General features: G+C 46.7%; 16 protein-coding genes. 13 read left to right on the top strand and 3 right to left on the bottom strand.

From position 1 onward, the window contains the following. Positions 1-144: 144 nt before the first annotated feature. The 11 genes from WGC32_RS07350 to WGC32_RS07300 all read left to right on the top strand — a co-directional run bounded on the left by WGC32_RS07350 (position 145) and on the right by WGC32_RS07300 (position 9,125). A complete protein-coding gene (locus tag WGC32_RS07350) occupies positions 145-987 on the top strand; it encodes a transporter substrate-binding domain-containing protein (RefSeq protein WP_191483065.1) in 843 nt (280 codons plus the stop codon). Between the two features lie 184 nt (positions 988-1,171). Next, positions 1,172-1,831 carry an amino acid ABC transporter permease gene (locus tag WGC32_RS07345; protein WP_342681221.1) on the top strand — a complete coding sequence of 220 codons (660 nt, stop codon included), beginning with the start codon at positions 1,172-1,174 and terminating at the stop codon, positions 1,829-1,831. Positions 1,832-1,857: 26 nt separating this feature from the next. Beyond that, positions 1,858-2,601 carry an amino acid ABC transporter ATP-binding protein gene (locus WGC32_RS07340; protein ID WP_342681220.1) on the top strand — a complete coding sequence of 248 codons (744 nt, stop codon included), beginning with the start codon at positions 1,858-1,860 and terminating at the stop codon, positions 2,599-2,601. Positions 2,602-2,806: 205 nt separating this feature from the next. Beyond that, positions 2,807-3,571 (top strand): GntR family transcriptional regulator, encoded by a 765-nt coding sequence (locus WGC32_RS07335; RefSeq protein ID WP_224771635.1) that lies wholly within the window; start codon positions 2,807-2,809, stop codon positions 3,569-3,571. 115 nt (positions 3,572-3,686) lie between these two features. Further along, positions 3,687-4,013: a helix-turn-helix transcriptional regulator gene (locus WGC32_RS07330; protein WP_191483068.1), complete on the top strand. Its 327-nt coding sequence runs from the start codon at positions 3,687-3,689 to the stop codon at positions 4,011-4,013. Continuing rightward, entirely contained in the window at positions 4,000-4,557 is a 558-nt protein-coding gene (locus WGC32_RS07325) for a DUF1700 domain-containing protein (protein ID WP_342681219.1), read from the top strand. Before WGC32_RS07330 ends, WGC32_RS07325 begins: the two co-directional genes overlap by 14 nt. Then, the gene (locus WGC32_RS07320; RefSeq protein WP_342681218.1) at positions 4,554-5,600 is read left to right on the top strand and encodes a DUF4097 family beta strand repeat-containing protein; all 1,047 of its coding nucleotides are present in this window, start codon (positions 4,554-4,556) and stop codon (positions 5,598-5,600) included. Before WGC32_RS07325 ends, WGC32_RS07320 begins: the two co-directional genes overlap by 4 nt. A 200-nt stretch (positions 5,601-5,800) precedes the next feature. Next, positions 5,801-7,717, top strand: coding sequence for a molecular chaperone HtpG (gene htpG, locus WGC32_RS07315; protein ID WP_342681217.1), 1,917 nt, complete (start codon positions 5,801-5,803; stop codon positions 7,715-7,717). Between the two features lie 270 nt (positions 7,718-7,987). Beyond that, positions 7,988-8,260 (top strand): spore coat associated protein CotJA, encoded by a 273-nt coding sequence (locus WGC32_RS07310; RefSeq protein WP_342681216.1) that lies wholly within the window; start codon positions 7,988-7,990, stop codon positions 8,258-8,260. Beyond that, positions 8,253-8,510 (top strand): spore coat protein CotJB, encoded by a 258-nt coding sequence (locus tag WGC32_RS07305; RefSeq protein ID WP_342681215.1) that lies wholly within the window; start codon positions 8,253-8,255, stop codon positions 8,508-8,510. The genes WGC32_RS07310 and WGC32_RS07305 overlap by 8 nt, the downstream gene beginning before the upstream one ends. Before the next feature lie 3 nt (positions 8,511-8,513). Beyond that, positions 8,514-9,125 carry a manganese catalase family protein gene (locus WGC32_RS07300; protein WP_191481940.1) on the top strand — a complete coding sequence of 204 codons (612 nt, stop codon included), beginning with the start codon at positions 8,514-8,516 and terminating at the stop codon, positions 9,123-9,125. Between the two features lie 57 nt (positions 9,126-9,182). Here the strand turns inward: WGC32_RS07300 and WGC32_RS07295 are convergent, their stop codons facing one another. From WGC32_RS07295 to WGC32_RS07285, 3 genes are read right to left on the bottom strand one after another with little or no spacing between them, the layout of a single operon-like run. After that, positions 9,183-9,698, bottom strand: coding sequence for a DUF6125 family protein (locus WGC32_RS07295; RefSeq protein ID WP_191481941.1), 516 nt, complete (start codon positions 9,696-9,698; stop codon positions 9,183-9,185). A 10-nt stretch (positions 9,699-9,708) separates the two neighbouring features. Next, positions 9,709-9,981: a metal-sensing transcriptional repressor gene (locus WGC32_RS07290; RefSeq protein ID WP_191481942.1), complete on the bottom strand. Its 273-nt coding sequence runs from the start codon at positions 9,979-9,981 to the stop codon at positions 9,709-9,711. A gap of 11 nt (positions 9,982-9,992) precedes the next feature. Continuing rightward, a complete protein-coding gene (locus WGC32_RS07285) occupies positions 9,993-12,542 on the bottom strand; it encodes a heavy metal translocating P-type ATPase (protein WP_342681214.1) in 2,550 nt (849 codons plus the stop codon). 450 nt (positions 12,543-12,992) lie between these two features. Between WGC32_RS07285 and WGC32_RS07280 the strand changes: the two genes are divergently transcribed. Together WGC32_RS07280 and WGC32_RS07275 are read left to right on the top strand one after the other, a co-directional pair. Continuing rightward, positions 12,993-13,337 carry a hypothetical protein gene (locus WGC32_RS07280; RefSeq protein WP_191481944.1) on the top strand — a complete coding sequence of 115 codons (345 nt, stop codon included), beginning with the start codon at positions 12,993-12,995 and terminating at the stop codon, positions 13,335-13,337. Beyond that, a complete protein-coding gene (locus WGC32_RS07275; RefSeq protein WP_342681213.1) occupies positions 13,312-14,463 on the top strand; it encodes a DUF3810 domain-containing protein in 1,152 nt (383 codons plus the stop codon). Before WGC32_RS07280 ends, WGC32_RS07275 begins: the two co-directional genes overlap by 26 nt. Positions 14,464-14,471 lie beyond the last annotated feature (8 nt).

Genomic DNA, 14,471 nt, shown 5'->3' with positions numbered 1-14,471 from the left:
AACAGTGAAAAAAAGAGAAACTAAGCGGTATTTTTAATATTTGAGGAATATTTTCAAATTGCCAAGGTAGCATTTTAGCACGATAAAGTATATAATAAGTCACGTGCTTGGAGGATGACATCTGAGCAGGAAGGGGAAAAGAATATGAAAAAAATTGGTGTGTTTTTGTTAGCGATGCTTATGTGCATTACCGTATTTGCCGGATGCGCCTCGCAGGGGGAAAGCTCTACAGCAGGGGATTCCCAATCTGATAGCAGTTCACAGTCCCAAAGCGAATCTGGCGCTCAGAACGGTGAAAAGACAGAATTCATTGTGGGTTTGGACGTTTCCTTCCCGCCTATGGGATTTATGAGCGAAGATAACGAAATTGTCGGATTCGATATCGACATGGCAAAAGAGGTTGCCAAAAAATTGGGCCTGGAATTGAAGCTACAGCCTATCGATTGGGCTGCCAAGGAGATGGAGCTCAACAACGGCAACATTGATTGCATTTGGAATGGAATGACAGTAACTGAGGAAAGAGAAGAAAATATGCTGCTCCTCCGTCCCTACATGGCAAACAACCAGCTGATTGTTGTTGCGAAGGATTCTCCCATTGCGACAAAAGCAGATTTGGCAGGAAAGATTGTTGCAGTTCAGACAGATTCTTCTGGTGAGCTGGCACTGAACAATGACCCCATTAAAGATGAGGTAGCTGAGGTTGTTTCCATGGCCGACTATGTCTCTGCCCTGAATGATCTGAAGATCGGCAGAATTGATGCGGTTATTATCGATGAAGTCGTTGCACGTTATTATGTAGAGATGGAACCGGAAAACTTCACCATTATTGAAGAGTCTCTGCAGGAAGAGGAATACGCTATCGGCTTTAAAAAAGATAATACTGAATTTGCACAGCAGGTTCAGGAGGCCTTTGATGAGGTTGTTGCCGAAGGTACCGCAGCTGAAATCTCTGAGAAATGGTTTGGAAAGGATATTGTCCTCAAATAACCCCATCGACTATAAAAGTGACAAAGTGTGAAAACAAAACCGGTTTTTTTACAAAACCGGTTTTGTTTTTTTATCTTTTATGGTATGATATTCCCAGTGGCTTTCGTTTGATAACATGGTATCATTTTAGAACGAATAGCAGAAAAACAGCGGCGGTACGGACGCCTTTGCAGGAGGGAATATTTTGGATTTGCAATACATATGGACACTGACGCAACCACTTTTGCTCGGTGCGCAGACAACGATATTGCTCTTTTTTATCGTTATAATTTTGGCGATGCCTCTAGGCTTTGTGTTTACAGGAATGGTGCGCAGCCGGTTCCGTGTGCTTCGATGGATTGGTAATGCCTACATTACGCTAATGCGGGGAACACCATTGTTGCTTCAGCTATTCTTTATTTATTTTGGACTCCCCATTCTACCAGTGATTGGCGAATATTTGAAATTTGGCCGTTTTACAGCCGCCTGTATCGGATTTGTCCTCAATTATGCGGCCTATTTTGCAGAGATTTATCGCGGAGGCCTTTTAGCGATTGACAAAGGCCAGTATGAGGCATGTAAGGTGCTGGGCCTGAGCAAGGTGCAGACCACCATGAAGGTGATTATCCCCCAGATGATCCGGGTGGCCCTGCCTTCTATTGCCAACGAATCCATTACCTTGGTGAAGGATACATCTCTGTTATACGCGGTTTCTGTACCCGAAGTGCTTCACTACGCAAAGCTTGCGGTAAGCCGGGATATGACAACGATTCCATTTATTCTAGCGGCGATTATTTATCTGGTGATGGTAATGCTGCTCACCTTTTTCTTCAAAAAGGTGGAGAAAAAATTCAGTTTTAAATAGGCTTGTGGAAGAAAGGAACAGATGTCATGGCGTTAATTGAGATACAGGGACTGAAAAAGTCTTTTGGCAAGTTAGAAGTCCTAAAGAATATTAGTTTTAATGTGGATAAGGGTGACGTAGTTTCCATTATTGGTTCCAGCGGTTCGGGAAAGAGTACAATTCTCCGTTGTCTTATTAACCTGGAACAGATTGATGGTGGTACAGTCACTGTAGATGGGGAGGATATGATCCGCGATGGACATTATGCACCCTCAGCGCAGGTGAAGCAGATCACCCGGAAGATGGGGATGGTGTTCCAATCTTTCAATCTGTTCCCGCATATGACGGTTAAGCAGAACTTATTGATGCCAGCGATGACAGTAAAGAAAATGCCAAAAGAAGAGGCATTGGAACAGTGTATTAATTTGTTGACCAAGGTGGGACTGGCGGACAAAATCGATGCTTATCCCTCTAATCTTTCTGGCGGTCAGAAGCAGCGGGTAGAGATCGCCCGTTCTTTGATGATGAAACCCGAAATCATCCTGTTTGACGAACCCACTTCCGCCCTAGACCCGGAGCTGACAGGCGAGGTTCTGGCGGTAATGAAACAATTGGCCCAGGAGCACATGACCATGATTATTGTGACCCATGAGATGGCGTTTGCACGGGAGGTTTCCAATCAGGTCCTCTTTATGCACAATGGTGAGATATTGGAAAGTGGCACGCCGGAGCAGATTTTTGGCAATCCCCGGGAAGCAAGAACCAGGGAATTCCTCAACAGTATTTTTTAATTTTTGCATTGTAAATCATTGTAAAATCCCGACGTATATGTCGGGATTTTTTATAGAGTAGCGGAAGAAAAATTGACAGTAAAAATATACAAGTGTTATAATAAAAAAGTCGCAAATCCACTGAGTTTTTACAATAGTTGTATGATATGTATGGAAGTGATTTGATATATCTGTATGTTTTTTTTGATGAAAGGGAGGAATTGGTTTGATCGACTTTGTGAAGCACCATATTGACAAAACAAGTCCGGTTCCTTTGTATTTTCAGATCAAGGAAATCATCCTCAGCGAAATTTTATCCGGAAATTTGCAGACGGGAGATCTGATCCCCACTGAAGTTGAGTTTTCCCAAATGTATAAGGTCAGCCGTTCCACAGTGCGGCAAGCGATTTTGGAACTTGTCAATGAAGGATATCTCTGCCGGCTTAAAAGTAAGGGAACATTTGTATCCAAGCCGAAGATTTCCCAGGAATTTGTTTATAAGCTGGATAACTTCCGTTCCCAAATGGCTCGTGCCGGTTTGGAACCTAAAACCGAAGTGTTGGAATTTGAGGTGATAAATCCAACAGACTCCATTATGAAGGCGTTGGAGATTACCGAGGATGATAAGGTCATCAAGCTGTCCCGTCTCCGCTACGCAGGATCGGATCCCATTGTCATTGTGGATACCTATCTGCCTTATGAATTGTGCGCTCCGATCCTGAAGATGGACATGTCGGTGCGGTCCTTGACAGAGTTTACCAGTCTTGACCCTCAGACAGAGGTAGTTCGTGCCAAAAGAACCATAGAAGCTATTAACGCGGGGCCCTTTGAATCCCGTCACCTTCGGATCAAACGAGGACATGCGGTTTTGCAGTTTCGAACGACAGGCTATAACTGTTATGACCGGCCGGTGGAATACTCTATTGCCAGATATCGGGGGGATCGGAATAAGTTCACCGTTTCCACAGTTAATACATCAGAAGAGCTATAAAAAAGCCCGGGATCCTATGATCCCGGGCTTTTTTATAGCTTAATATAATATAGATTGACAAATTATATTATATTAAATATAATATAGAAAGTGATATAAGAATAGAGGTGAGGACATGGCGTTTCAGTTGGGGGCTTCCCTTCTAGAGGCGTGTGTGTTGGCAGTACTGGCCCGAGGGGATACCTACGGATATATTTTGACCCAAAATATCCGCAGCATCATCGAGATATCGGAATCCACCTTGTATCCGGTGCTGCGGCGGCTGCAAAAGGACAACTGCCTGACCACATATGATCAGCCCTGTCAGGGCCGCAACCGGCGGTACTATCGGATTACCGAAGAGGGAAAACAGCGCCTTGAACAATATATGCGGGACTGGAGCGAGTATAAGGAAAAAGTAGATCTTGTTTTGAGTGGAGGAATCAATCATGAGTGCAAGTGATTTTTTGAGAAGGCTGGATGTACAGCTTCGGCAGCTGCCGCCAGGGGAAAGAGAGAATGCGCTGGCCTATTACCGGGATTATTTTGCAGATGCTGGCATTGAAAATGAACAAAAGGTATTGGAGGAATTAGGATCGCCAGAAAAGTTGGGAGCGGAGATTGTCGCCGATTATTATTACAAGAATGGCGCGGAAGCACCGATGATGTATCCCAAAAAGAAAGGGATGCCGTTAGCTGTAAAAATTATCCTCGGTATCATCCTGTGCCCCATTATCCTTATCCTTTTGATAGCGTTTGCCGCGGTTTTGTTTGCGATTTTTATAATTCCGGTATCCCTTATGGCAGGAGGTGTCATCTATTTCCTGGGTGGTATTGCCGTAATGCTGATCAATATTCCCACAGGCTTTATGGTTCTGGGGGAAGGGCTTCTGGCCGCGGGTATTGGACTGCTCCTCTTTGTCCCGGTTAAGCGTTTGATGGTGATCAGTTGGCATGGGGTTGTAAGAATGTTCCGTAGACTGACGAGAAAGGGGGAGGTACAATGAAAAAGAGTTCTAAATATCTGTTGATTATCGGCGGGATTCTGTCCGCTGTTGGAGTTGTTACCATGGGAATTTCCATTGTGGCCGGGGCCAGTACAGGTGTGGTAATTGGTGGCAACGGAATTCAGGTTGCCGAAACAAAAGTAATGGATATGGGAAAAGAAGAAACGATTCAGGATCAAAAAGTGCTGGAGTCCTTTGAATCACTTTATGTTGACGCAGGGGTGAGTGAGATCCGTCTTGTGCCCTCCGACCATTACGGTGTGGAGTATCAGCTCAACCGTTCTGATGGAGAGCTATCCTGTGAAGTGAAAGACGGCGCGCTTCATGTGACCCAAGGGTCGAATGGGGGAATCCACTTTAACCTAGACCTGTTTGGATGGATGAACCGGCAGAAGACCTATCTTGCAATTTATTATCCAGAGGGAACCCAGTTTAATACGGTGCAGGTAGAAAACAGCTTGGGTGAGCTGACGGTAAAGGATATAAAGGCGAAGACAGCGGACTTTTCCCTCGATCTTGGATATGGCGTTTATGAAAACATAGAGGCCGAGAAATTAACAATTCACCATGATAGTGGTTCCTTGAATATATCAAACGGTACGGTGGGCTCGCTGGAAATTCAGTGCGAACTTGGAGAAGCGCAATTGAGCGGTATCACTGCCAATCAAATGAACTTTCAAGGAGATTTGGGCAGTCTGAGTATCCGTAACAGCCTGCTGCGGCAGTCTGAGATTTCCTGCAGCATGGGAGAAGTGGATATTCAGGGCCTGGAATCGGATGGACTACAGATTGAAGCGGATAATGGTTCTGTGGTTGTCGAGGGTACCCTTCGAGGCCGTACGGGAATTGATGCTGAGATGGGCAGCATCCATGTTACCACCACCTTGGGAAAGAATGAATACAACTATGATGTCCACTGTGAGATGGGGGAAATCTATATGAATGGGGAAGAACAGGGTGGTTTGACCTTTGACACAGGGGCGGAAAACGACCTGGATCTTCAAGCGGATTTAGGCAGCATCCATATCAATGTGAAGGAATAGCAATGAAAAAGGCGGCCAGCTGGCCGCCTTTTTTAGTAAGGGTTAGATTTTTAAGCTACGTCTTGCAAGATTGTAGATTGTTTTGTAACAGGCACAAAAAGTTCACAATTTATTAATGAAACACCGGATAGGTATAGTGTATAGTTTATATTAGCACTCTAAGCATGTGATTGCTAATACAATAAAAGGGGAGACCAACCATGGCCAAAAAACAGTTTAAGGCGGAATCTAAACGCCTTTTGGATCTGATGATCCATTCTATTTATACCAACCGGGAAATTTTTCTGCGGGAACTGATTTCCAATGCCAGTGACGCCATTGACAAACTGTGCTATCTGTCTTTGACCGACGAAAACGTAGGTATGAGCCGCGGTGATTTTGCCATCACCATCCAACAGGATAAAGAGGCTCGCACTTTGATGGTATCCGATAATGGTATCGGCATGGACAAACAGGCTTTGGAGGAAAACCTGGGTGTCATCGCCAAAAGTGGTTCTCTGCAGTTTAAGGAAAACCTCGAAAAAGACGAGCAGAAAAACGACGATATTGATATCATCGGCCAATTTGGCGTAGGATTTTACTCCGCTTTTATGGTCAGCGACACGGTAACCGTTATCAGCCGGGCCTATGGCAGTGACACTGCCTATCGATGGGAATCCTCCGGTGCTGACGGTTATACCATCACCGAATGTGAAAAGGACACAGTGGGCACGGATATTATCATGAAGATCAAGGCCGACACAGAGGATGAGAAATATTCTCAGTATCTGGAGGAATATCCTCTGCGGGAGCTGATTAAAAAATATTCCAACTATATCCGCTATCCCATTCGGATGATGGTAACAAAAAGCCGTCCGATTGAAAAGAAAGACGAGGATGACAAGGGCAAAGCGCCAGAATATGAGACCTATCAGGAGATGGAAACCATTAACGATATGGTGCCTATCTGGCATAAGAAAAAGGGCGAGGTGTCCGACGAGGACTACAACCAGTTCTATAAGGAACGTTTCCTTGACTATGCGGACCCACTTAAGACCATCCATATTAGTACGGAGGGCGTCGTTTCCTATGAGGCGCTGCTTTTCATCCCTTCGCATATGCCGCGGGATTATTTTACCAAAGACTATGAAAAAGGGCTGCAGCTCTATTCCAGCGGTGTCATGATTATGGAGAAATGTGCTGATCTGCTGCCAGAGCATTTCCGCTTTGTCCGCGGTGTGGTGGATTCTCAGGACCTGTCACTGAATATTTCCCGTGAAATGCTGCAGCAGGACCGCCAGGTCCAGGTGATTGCCTCCAGCATTGAGAAAAAGATCAAACGGGAACTAACAAAGATGCTGGAAAATGACCGGGAAAAATATGAGGAATTTTTCAAGAATTTCGGAATCCAGCTGAAATACGGTGTTGCCAGTGATTATGGTACCCATAAAGAGATGCTCAAGGATCTTCTGCTTTTCTATTCTTCCACAGAGCAAAAACTGTCTACCTTAGGGGAATATGTATCCCGGATGAAGGAAGATCAAAAATACATTTACTATGCCTGTGGAGAGACCATTGCCAAGGTGGACCGTCTGCCTCAGACAGAAGCGGTTAAGGCCAAAGGCTATGAGGTACTGTATCTTACCGATGAAGTGGATGACTTTGTGATGCAGATGCTTCACGAGGAAAGCGGTAAAGAAATTAAATCGGTCAGCAGTGATGATATTGCGGATGAGAGCGATCAGAAGGCAGCGGAGGAACAAACCAAAGAGAATCAGGAGCTCCTTGATTTTGTCAAAGAAAGTTTGGATGGAAAGATCAAGGAAGCAAAGGTTTCCACCAAACCGGGAACCCATCCGGTCTGCCTCTCCAGTGAAGGCGGCATTACACTGGAGATGGAAAAGTATTTTGCTCAGATGAAGAATGAACCAGTTGTCAAAGCAGAGCGGGTCTTGGAATTTAACGCCGGCCATCCGATGTTTACGGCTTTGCAAAAAGCTTTTGCAGACGGGGACAAGGAGCGTGCGGCTAAGTTGAGCCAGGTATTGTATAGCCAGGCAGAACTGATTGCAGGTTTTTCACTGGATGATCCGACGGCATACACTGATCTGGTGTGCGAACTTCTGGCCAATCAATAGAAATCACAGCATGGAAGAGGGAATGGAGATTTCTCCATTCCCTTTTCCATTTTGAGGAGGACGGTTAACTTTTTGTTTTCGGCTCTACTCAAGATAAAAAATTTTTTTAACGCAATTTGGATAGTCGAGTAGTAAAAGGAGGAAAGATTAGACAGGGTTTATAGGCAAAGGATAAAAAGACTTAAAACTGGCATTGAACCCTGTTTGCAAAACAACCATAGATTGTAGCAAGGCGGACATTCCGTCTTAGCTTTCCCATGTCCCTATGGAATGAAAGCATGCTTTCTTCAAAGACATGGATGCAACCTAAAATGGTTGCGCAGATCATATGCAAACGGAGGGTTTACTTTGACAGATATGAACAACGGATCTCATCCGGTCCGTGATCCCATTTTTTGCAATAATGTACCCTTGGCTATGGCCTATGTACCAAGACAGCCTTGGGGTAATTTATATGAACCGGAGGTAGCGTTCAATCGCGGTACCTTTTTTAGGGATTTAGATCTCCCATTTATCGGAGAGGAGGCGCTCCCCCGTGGATGACAGAAAGGTGCTTTTAAACCGGGTGCGCATCTGCGATTTTGTTTTGCAGGAAATTGCCCTTTTTTTGGACAATAATCCTCAAAATAAAGAAGCTCTGGAATGCTATCAAAAATATTTAGATATGCAGAGAGAAGCAAGAGAAATGTATGTCAAAAGGTATGGCCCGCTACGTCATACAGATTTTACCGGAGGAAACCGGTGGAACTGGATTGACGGCCCCTGGCCCTGGGAACTTGATGAGGAGGCGTAGCATATGTGGACTTATGATAAAAAGTTACAGTACCCGGTAAAAATTTCCCGGCCCAATCCCGCCATGGCAAAAGTGATCATCACTCAATTTGGCGGACCAGACGGAGAATTGGCGGCAAGTCAACGGTATCTGGCGCAGAGGTATTCTGTTCCCTATGATGAAGTCAAAGCAACACTGACCGATATAGGTACGGAAGAACTAGCCCACATTGAGATGATTTGTGCCATTGTCCATCAATTGACCCGTAATATGACGATAGACGAAATAAAGAAGACGGGATTTGATACCTATTTTGTTGACCATACCACAGGGTTGTATCCCATTGCGGCCTCAGGCACCCCTTTTAGCGCTATGTATTTTCAGTCTAAAGGCGATCTGATTACAGACCTAACAGAGGATTTAGCGGCAGAACAAAAAGCGAGAACTACCTATGATAATATTTTGCGTTTAGTTGATGATCCCGATGTACGCGATCCTATCAAATTTCTTCGAGAAAGAGAGATAGTTCATTTCCAGCGTTTCGGCGAAGCCTTGCGAACCACCCAAGATCATCTGGATAGCAAAAACTTCTATGCTTTTAATCCCGAGTTTGACAAGAGAAGAAGGAGAAGATAGGTACTTTCTCCAAAGAAAAAAGCTGTATGGCCTCGGCCATACAGCTTTTTTATCAAATCAAAGGTGGAGGGTAAACTTCCAAACGCAGGCACAGTCAGGGATGGTGATGTCGGGATAACAGCTGACCGCTTCCGCAGTGATGCGATCATCGATGACCTTTGCAAAACCATCGTATTCCACTACACCAACCTGTTTGCAGGGATGGAAAGGCATCCCTTTTCGGAATCGAGCGCTTTGTACACGGCAATTGTGAACCCGATAGGTGAGGGTGTTGCCTTCCCTGACTATGCTGTCTTCATTGAGAGGCGCATAGAGACGGAAAGCTAAGGCCTGTGCCAAGCCCTCCAGACCGGCGCGATCCGGAAGATCCAACAATTTTTTTATCCTGCGGGCTTCAATCTGGGTAAACTGTTCCCAAACGGTATAATCGTACTCCATGGCTTTGTCCATGCCGCTATCCCGTTCTACTGCTTGAAACCAGAGCCCATCCATAGCTAACCAGTTTTTTGCAAAATTGGTGCAGAGCTCAAGCAGTTTCTCTCGAGGCAAATCATGAATGCTTTTGTAGTCCATTTGATCCCCCTTATTTATCCAGCTTCTCAAAGATGGAGATGATTTCCTCAATCTTCTCGTTTTTGAGCGACTCATCATCGTGTTCAAAAGCTTCTTTGACACAACCGGAAAGATGGGCCTTGATAATTTCCCGGTTAACCTTGCGCAGGATGGATGTTGTGGCCATCAGCTGGTTGGAGATATCGATACAGTATCGATCTTCCTCCACCATGCCCAAAATACCATCGATTTGGCCGCGGGCGGTTTTGAGCAGACGGACAATCTGCTTATGATCCGCTTTCATGGAACCCCTCCTTAGGCAATGGAAACGACGGTATAGCCGGCGTCTGTCACTGCCTGCGTCAGAACATCATCGCTGACATCCTTCGAGAGGGTGACGGTTGCGTTTTTGTCCTCCAGGCTGACAACAGCGCTGACGCCGTCGATAGCGTTGAGGGCTTTCTCTACATGGGCAGTACAATGGTTGCACATCATGCCTTCAATTGTGATTACTTTTTTCATTGTCTTTTCTCCTTTTTCCACAGTAGTTGTAATCATGTTTCTATCTTCTCCGGCAGAAGCGGGTACCGCGTGCCGGGGTTTGAAAAATTTGAGACGCAGGGCATTACTGACAACGCAAACAGAGCTCAAGCTCATGGCGGCGGCGCCGAACATGGGGCTGAGTTTCCAGCTCAGGAAGCTGTAGAAGACGCCAGCTGCAAGAGGGATACCGATAGCGTTGTAGAAGAAAGCCCAGAATAGATTTTGCTTAATATTGCGGATGACGGATTTACTCAGCTCAATGGCGGTGACAGCATCCAGTAGGTCACTTTTCATCAGTACAACGTCGGCGGATTCAATAGCAATGTCGGTACCGGCGCCGATAGCAACTCCTACATCCGCCCGGGCCAGAGCCGGGGCGTCGTTGATGCCGTCCCCCACCATGGCCACCCGTTTGCCGGATTCCTGAAGCCGGCGGACCTCTTTTTCTTTGTCTGCCGGAAGAACACCGGCAATGACGTTAGAGAGGCCGAGCTGACGCTGAATAGCGCGTGCGGTTCTCTCATTGTCGCCGGTGAGCATAATGACATCGATGCCCATATGGGTCAGGGCGTCAATGGCTGCCTTGCTGGTGGGTTTGACTACATCGGCCACAGCAATCAGACCGAGAACCTTTCCATCCGCAGCGAAGAATAGGGGCGTCTTTCCATCATTGGCAAGATCATCCGCCTGCTGCTCCAAAGACGCCAGATCTATGCTGTTTTCCTCCATCAGCTTGCGGTTACCGCCAAGACAAAGGGTACCATTGACAACCGCCTGTACACCGCTGCCGGTGACAGCGGTAAAATCCTGTGGGGAGAGTAGGGGGGCGTTGTGTCCATCAGCATAGGTGATTACAGCCTGAGCCAGAGGATGTTCCGAGGGGCGTTCCAGGGCCGCAGCGATAGCAATCAGAGCTTCCGATGTAACGCCGGATGCGGGAATAACGTCGGTAACTGAGGGAGTTCCCTGGGTGATGGTACCGGTTTTATCCAGTACTACGGTCTGAACATTGTGCAGTGTTTCCAGGGCTTCTGCAGATTTAAATAGGATACCGTTTTGGGCACCTTTGCCTGTGCCCACCATGATTGCCACAGGGGTAGCTAAGCCTAAGGCACAAGGGCAGGAGATGACCAGAACGGAAATACCAATGGAAAGAGCAAAGTCAAAGGGTTCGCCTACCAACAGCCATACAATGGTGGCAAGAATGGCGATAGAGATGACTACAGGGACAAACACACCGCTGACCTTATCGGCCAGCTTGGCAATGGGAGCTTTGGTGGCATTTGCATCCTCCACCAGCTGGATGATCTGAGAGATGGTGGTGTTTTCTCCCACCTTGGTTGCTTTAAAGGTAAAGAAGCCTGATTTGTTGATGGTAGCGGCAATGACCTTGTCGCCAGGCCCTTTTTCCACCGGAATGCTTTCTCCGGTCAGGGCAGATTCATCCACAGCGGAACTGCCATCCAAGATGACGCCGTCTACCGGTACGCTCTGACCAGGACGTACTGCTACAATATCGCCGACCAAGACATCATCCACCGGGATCTGAACCTCTTCGCCGTCGCGGATGACAGTGGCGGTTTTAGGCGCCAGATTCATCAGCTTTTCAATCGCTTCCGAAGTCTTTCCTTTGGAGCGGGTTTCTAGGAATTTCCCCACAGTGATGAGGGTCAGAATCATAGCGGCGGACTCAAAATAGAGGTCCATGCTGTAGCTGTTCACCAGATCCAAATCGCCGTGGCCCAGACCCCAGCCAATTTGATAAATGGCGAAGATACCGTAGATCAACGAGGCCGAGGAGCCGATGGCGATGAGGGAATCCATATTGGGAGCTCCACGGAAGAGGGCGGGAAATCCAACCTGATAATATTTACGATTCAGATAGATGACGGGAAGGGTTAAAAGAAATTGGGTGAAGGAATAGATCAGCGCATTCTCGGTTCCATGGAAAAAAGAAGGGGTAGGAAGTCCCATCATATGCCCCATGGAGATATACATCAGAGGAACGAGAAAACAGATCGATAAAATCAGCCGGTGTTTCATGGCTTTGGTCTGTTCCTTTGCGCTGTTGGTGGGCGTTTCTCCCGAAAGGGGCTTTGCCTGTCCCTGCTTTTGATGGGGAGCGGCGCCATATCCTCCATGTTCCACAGCTTTGATGATGTCCCCCTCACTTAGGACAGACTCATCATATTCTACCTGCATACTATTTTGCAGCAGGTTGACACTGACCTCTTTAACCCCGGAAAGGGCCCGGACGCTTTTTTCCACATGCGCCGAGCAGGCCGAACAGGTCATACCGGTTACATCGAATTTTTCTTTCATTGAGATCACCTCGCAACACAATACCCCCGTGGGGTGTATTTTTATTGTATACTCTATGAGTAGATTTGTCAATACCCCAGTGAACATTCAAAAAAGACAATAAAAAGGCCCGGATATTCTCCGGGCCTGGGACAAAATCGATTAAAACAGGGTAGTGAATGCAGCCCCCATCATGGAAATGACAAAGACGGCGGCCAGAATCAGACAGAGGATCCGCACAAAGAGCTTCGATTTTACCATCGCAAGAACTCACCTTCTCAATGATTTTTACTTTATTACTATAGCAGTTTTTTTCTCCCTTTGCCAGAGTGAAAAAGGGAAATTCATGGTTTTTTTGCGGTTTTATCGCAGTGTATTCACATTCTTGCGTTGCGTCCCCTTTTCCAGGGTGATAAAATAAAAGAAAAAATAAGCCCAATCGGGGCCTTTTATTTTAGAGGGATGTGTATCATGAGTAAGATGGAAATTATCAATATTGAGCGGGGCATGCCCACTGTGGAAGAGGCGATCCGCCGGATGAATATGGGCCTTTCTACCGCCCGGGGCAGAGGGATGAAAGCGGCCAAAGTTATCCACGGCTACGGTTCCAGCGGCGTGGGTGGAGGTATCCGGACAAAGGCTAGAAGTGAGCTTCAGAATAAGCGGAGACTAGGGCGGATTAAAGGGATTATTTATGGGGAGGATTTTTCCTCCTATTCGGTGGCTGCCCGGGATGCAGTCGCCAGATTGCCCTGGCTTTCCCAAGACAGCGACTATGGAAGGAGAAACGATGGGGTTACCATCGTATTATTGTAAGATGAACAAGATTCGATCCTTTTTGAAAAGCCCCTATGCCCTCAAAAGGATGTGGCTTTTGCTGGGGATTCCAATTGCTCTGCTGCTCCTTGCTATAGCATCTTCAGGACACGTCTTTGCAGAATGGTATGTCACCCATATTTACCCTGTATTTATGCGGGGAATTTCTTTTATCACTTCTTTGGTGCCATTTTCTTTGGTAGAATGGCTGGCGCCCGGGGCCATCATTGCGGTGCTCGTCTATATTATTGTGGTCATTGTGAAAGCGGTCCGCCACCAAGAGGGGAGAAAGCTGCGGATCTATAAGGCAGTGATGAATCTCTGCGCAATTGTTTCCTGCCTGTTTCTTCTGCTGACCCTGTTTTGCTCTATCAATTATCACCGGTATCCGGTATCGGATCTGATGGGGCTTCAGGTGCGGGAATCCTCCAAAGAGGAGCTGGCGGCCCTAGTAGAGGACCTTATCGAGGAAGTCAACGAGCTGCGGGCCCAGGTGCCAGAGGACGAGAACGGGATTATGACCTTTGATGGCTCAGTATCCGATATGGCGCAAACCATGCGGGATGAATACCGAGAGTTTTCTCAGGGCACAGACTTTATCAACAATGTGAACGCACTGCCCAAACCATTACTTTGCTCTCACTATATGTCTTACACGAATCTAGTTGGATTTTTCTTCCCCTTTACCTTTGAAGCCAACATTAACGGGGACGTGGCCCATTACAGCATTCCCTTCAGCGCTGCCCATGAGCTGTCCCATCTAGCCGGATTTATGCGGGAGGATGAGGCGAATTTCATCGCTTATCTCTGCTGCTCTGCCTCTGATGATGTCAGGGTTCAGTATTCCGGAGCGGCAATGGCGATGATTTACGCAGGTAACGCTCTGTTTGACATTGATCCAGAGCTACATACCCAGCTGATGAGCAACCTTTGCGAAGAAGCACAGCGGGATTTTGATGCCAACAACGCTTACTGGGAGCAGTTTGAGGGCCAGGTGGCGGAAATCGCCGACAATATCAATGATACTTACCTCAAGGCCCAGAATCAGACGGACGGGGTACAGAGCTACGGCCGGGTTGTAGACCTGCTTTTGGCAAAATATAGGGCTGATAATGGCCTGGAATAAGGCGAAAG

The sequence above is a fragment of the Zongyangia acetica genome, from assembly GCF_038739695.1.
Taxonomy (GTDB): Bacteria; Bacillota; Clostridia; order Oscillospirales; family Ruminococcaceae; genus Zongyangia; species Zongyangia gallinarum.
Note: the sequence above shows the minus strand (reverse complement) of the source record. Positions and strands in the feature narration are given on the sequence as shown.

Bases quoted from the DNA above. Each gene is read 5' to 3' on its own strand.
- WGC32_RS07285 (WP_342681214.1), bottom strand. From the start codon at position 12,542: ATGAAAGAAAAATTCGATGTAACCGGTATGACCTGTTCGGCCTGCTCG.
- WGC32_RS07320 (WP_342681218.1), top strand. From the start codon at position 4,554: ATGAAAAAGAGTTCTAAATATCTGTTGATTATCGGCGGGATTCTGTCC.
- WGC32_RS07280 (WP_191481944.1), top strand. From the start codon at position 12,993: ATGAGTAAGATGGAAATTATCAATATTGAGCGGGGCATGCCCACTGTG.
- htpG (WP_342681217.1), top strand. From the start codon at position 5,801: ATGGCCAAAAAACAGTTTAAGGCGGAATCTAAACGCCTTTTGGATCTG.
- WGC32_RS07295 (WP_191481941.1), bottom strand. From the start codon at position 9,698: ATGGACTACAAAAGCATTCATGATTTGCCTCGAGAGAAACTGCTTGAG.
- WGC32_RS07340 (WP_342681220.1), top strand. From the start codon at position 1,858: ATGGCGTTAATTGAGATACAGGGACTGAAAAAGTCTTTTGGCAAGTTA.
- WGC32_RS07330 (WP_191483068.1), top strand. From the start codon at position 3,687: ATGGCGTTTCAGTTGGGGGCTTCCCTTCTAGAGGCGTGTGTGTTGGCA.
- WGC32_RS07310 (WP_342681216.1), top strand. From the start codon at position 7,988: ATGAAAGCATGCTTTCTTCAAAGACATGGATGCAACCTAAAATGGTTG.
- WGC32_RS07350 (WP_191483065.1), top strand. From the start codon at position 145: ATGAAAAAAATTGGTGTGTTTTTGTTAGCGATGCTTATGTGCATTACC.
- WGC32_RS07325 (WP_342681219.1), top strand. From the start codon at position 4,000: ATGAGTGCAAGTGATTTTTTGAGAAGGCTGGATGTACAGCTTCGGCAG.
- WGC32_RS07290 (WP_191481942.1), bottom strand. From the start codon at position 9,981: ATGAAAGCGGATCATAAGCAGATTGTCCGTCTGCTCAAAACCGCCCGC.
- WGC32_RS07300 (WP_191481940.1), top strand. From the start codon at position 8,514: ATGTGGACTTATGATAAAAAGTTACAGTACCCGGTAAAAATTTCCCGG.
- WGC32_RS07275 (WP_342681213.1), top strand. From the start codon at position 13,312: ATGGGGTTACCATCGTATTATTGTAAGATGAACAAGATTCGATCCTTT.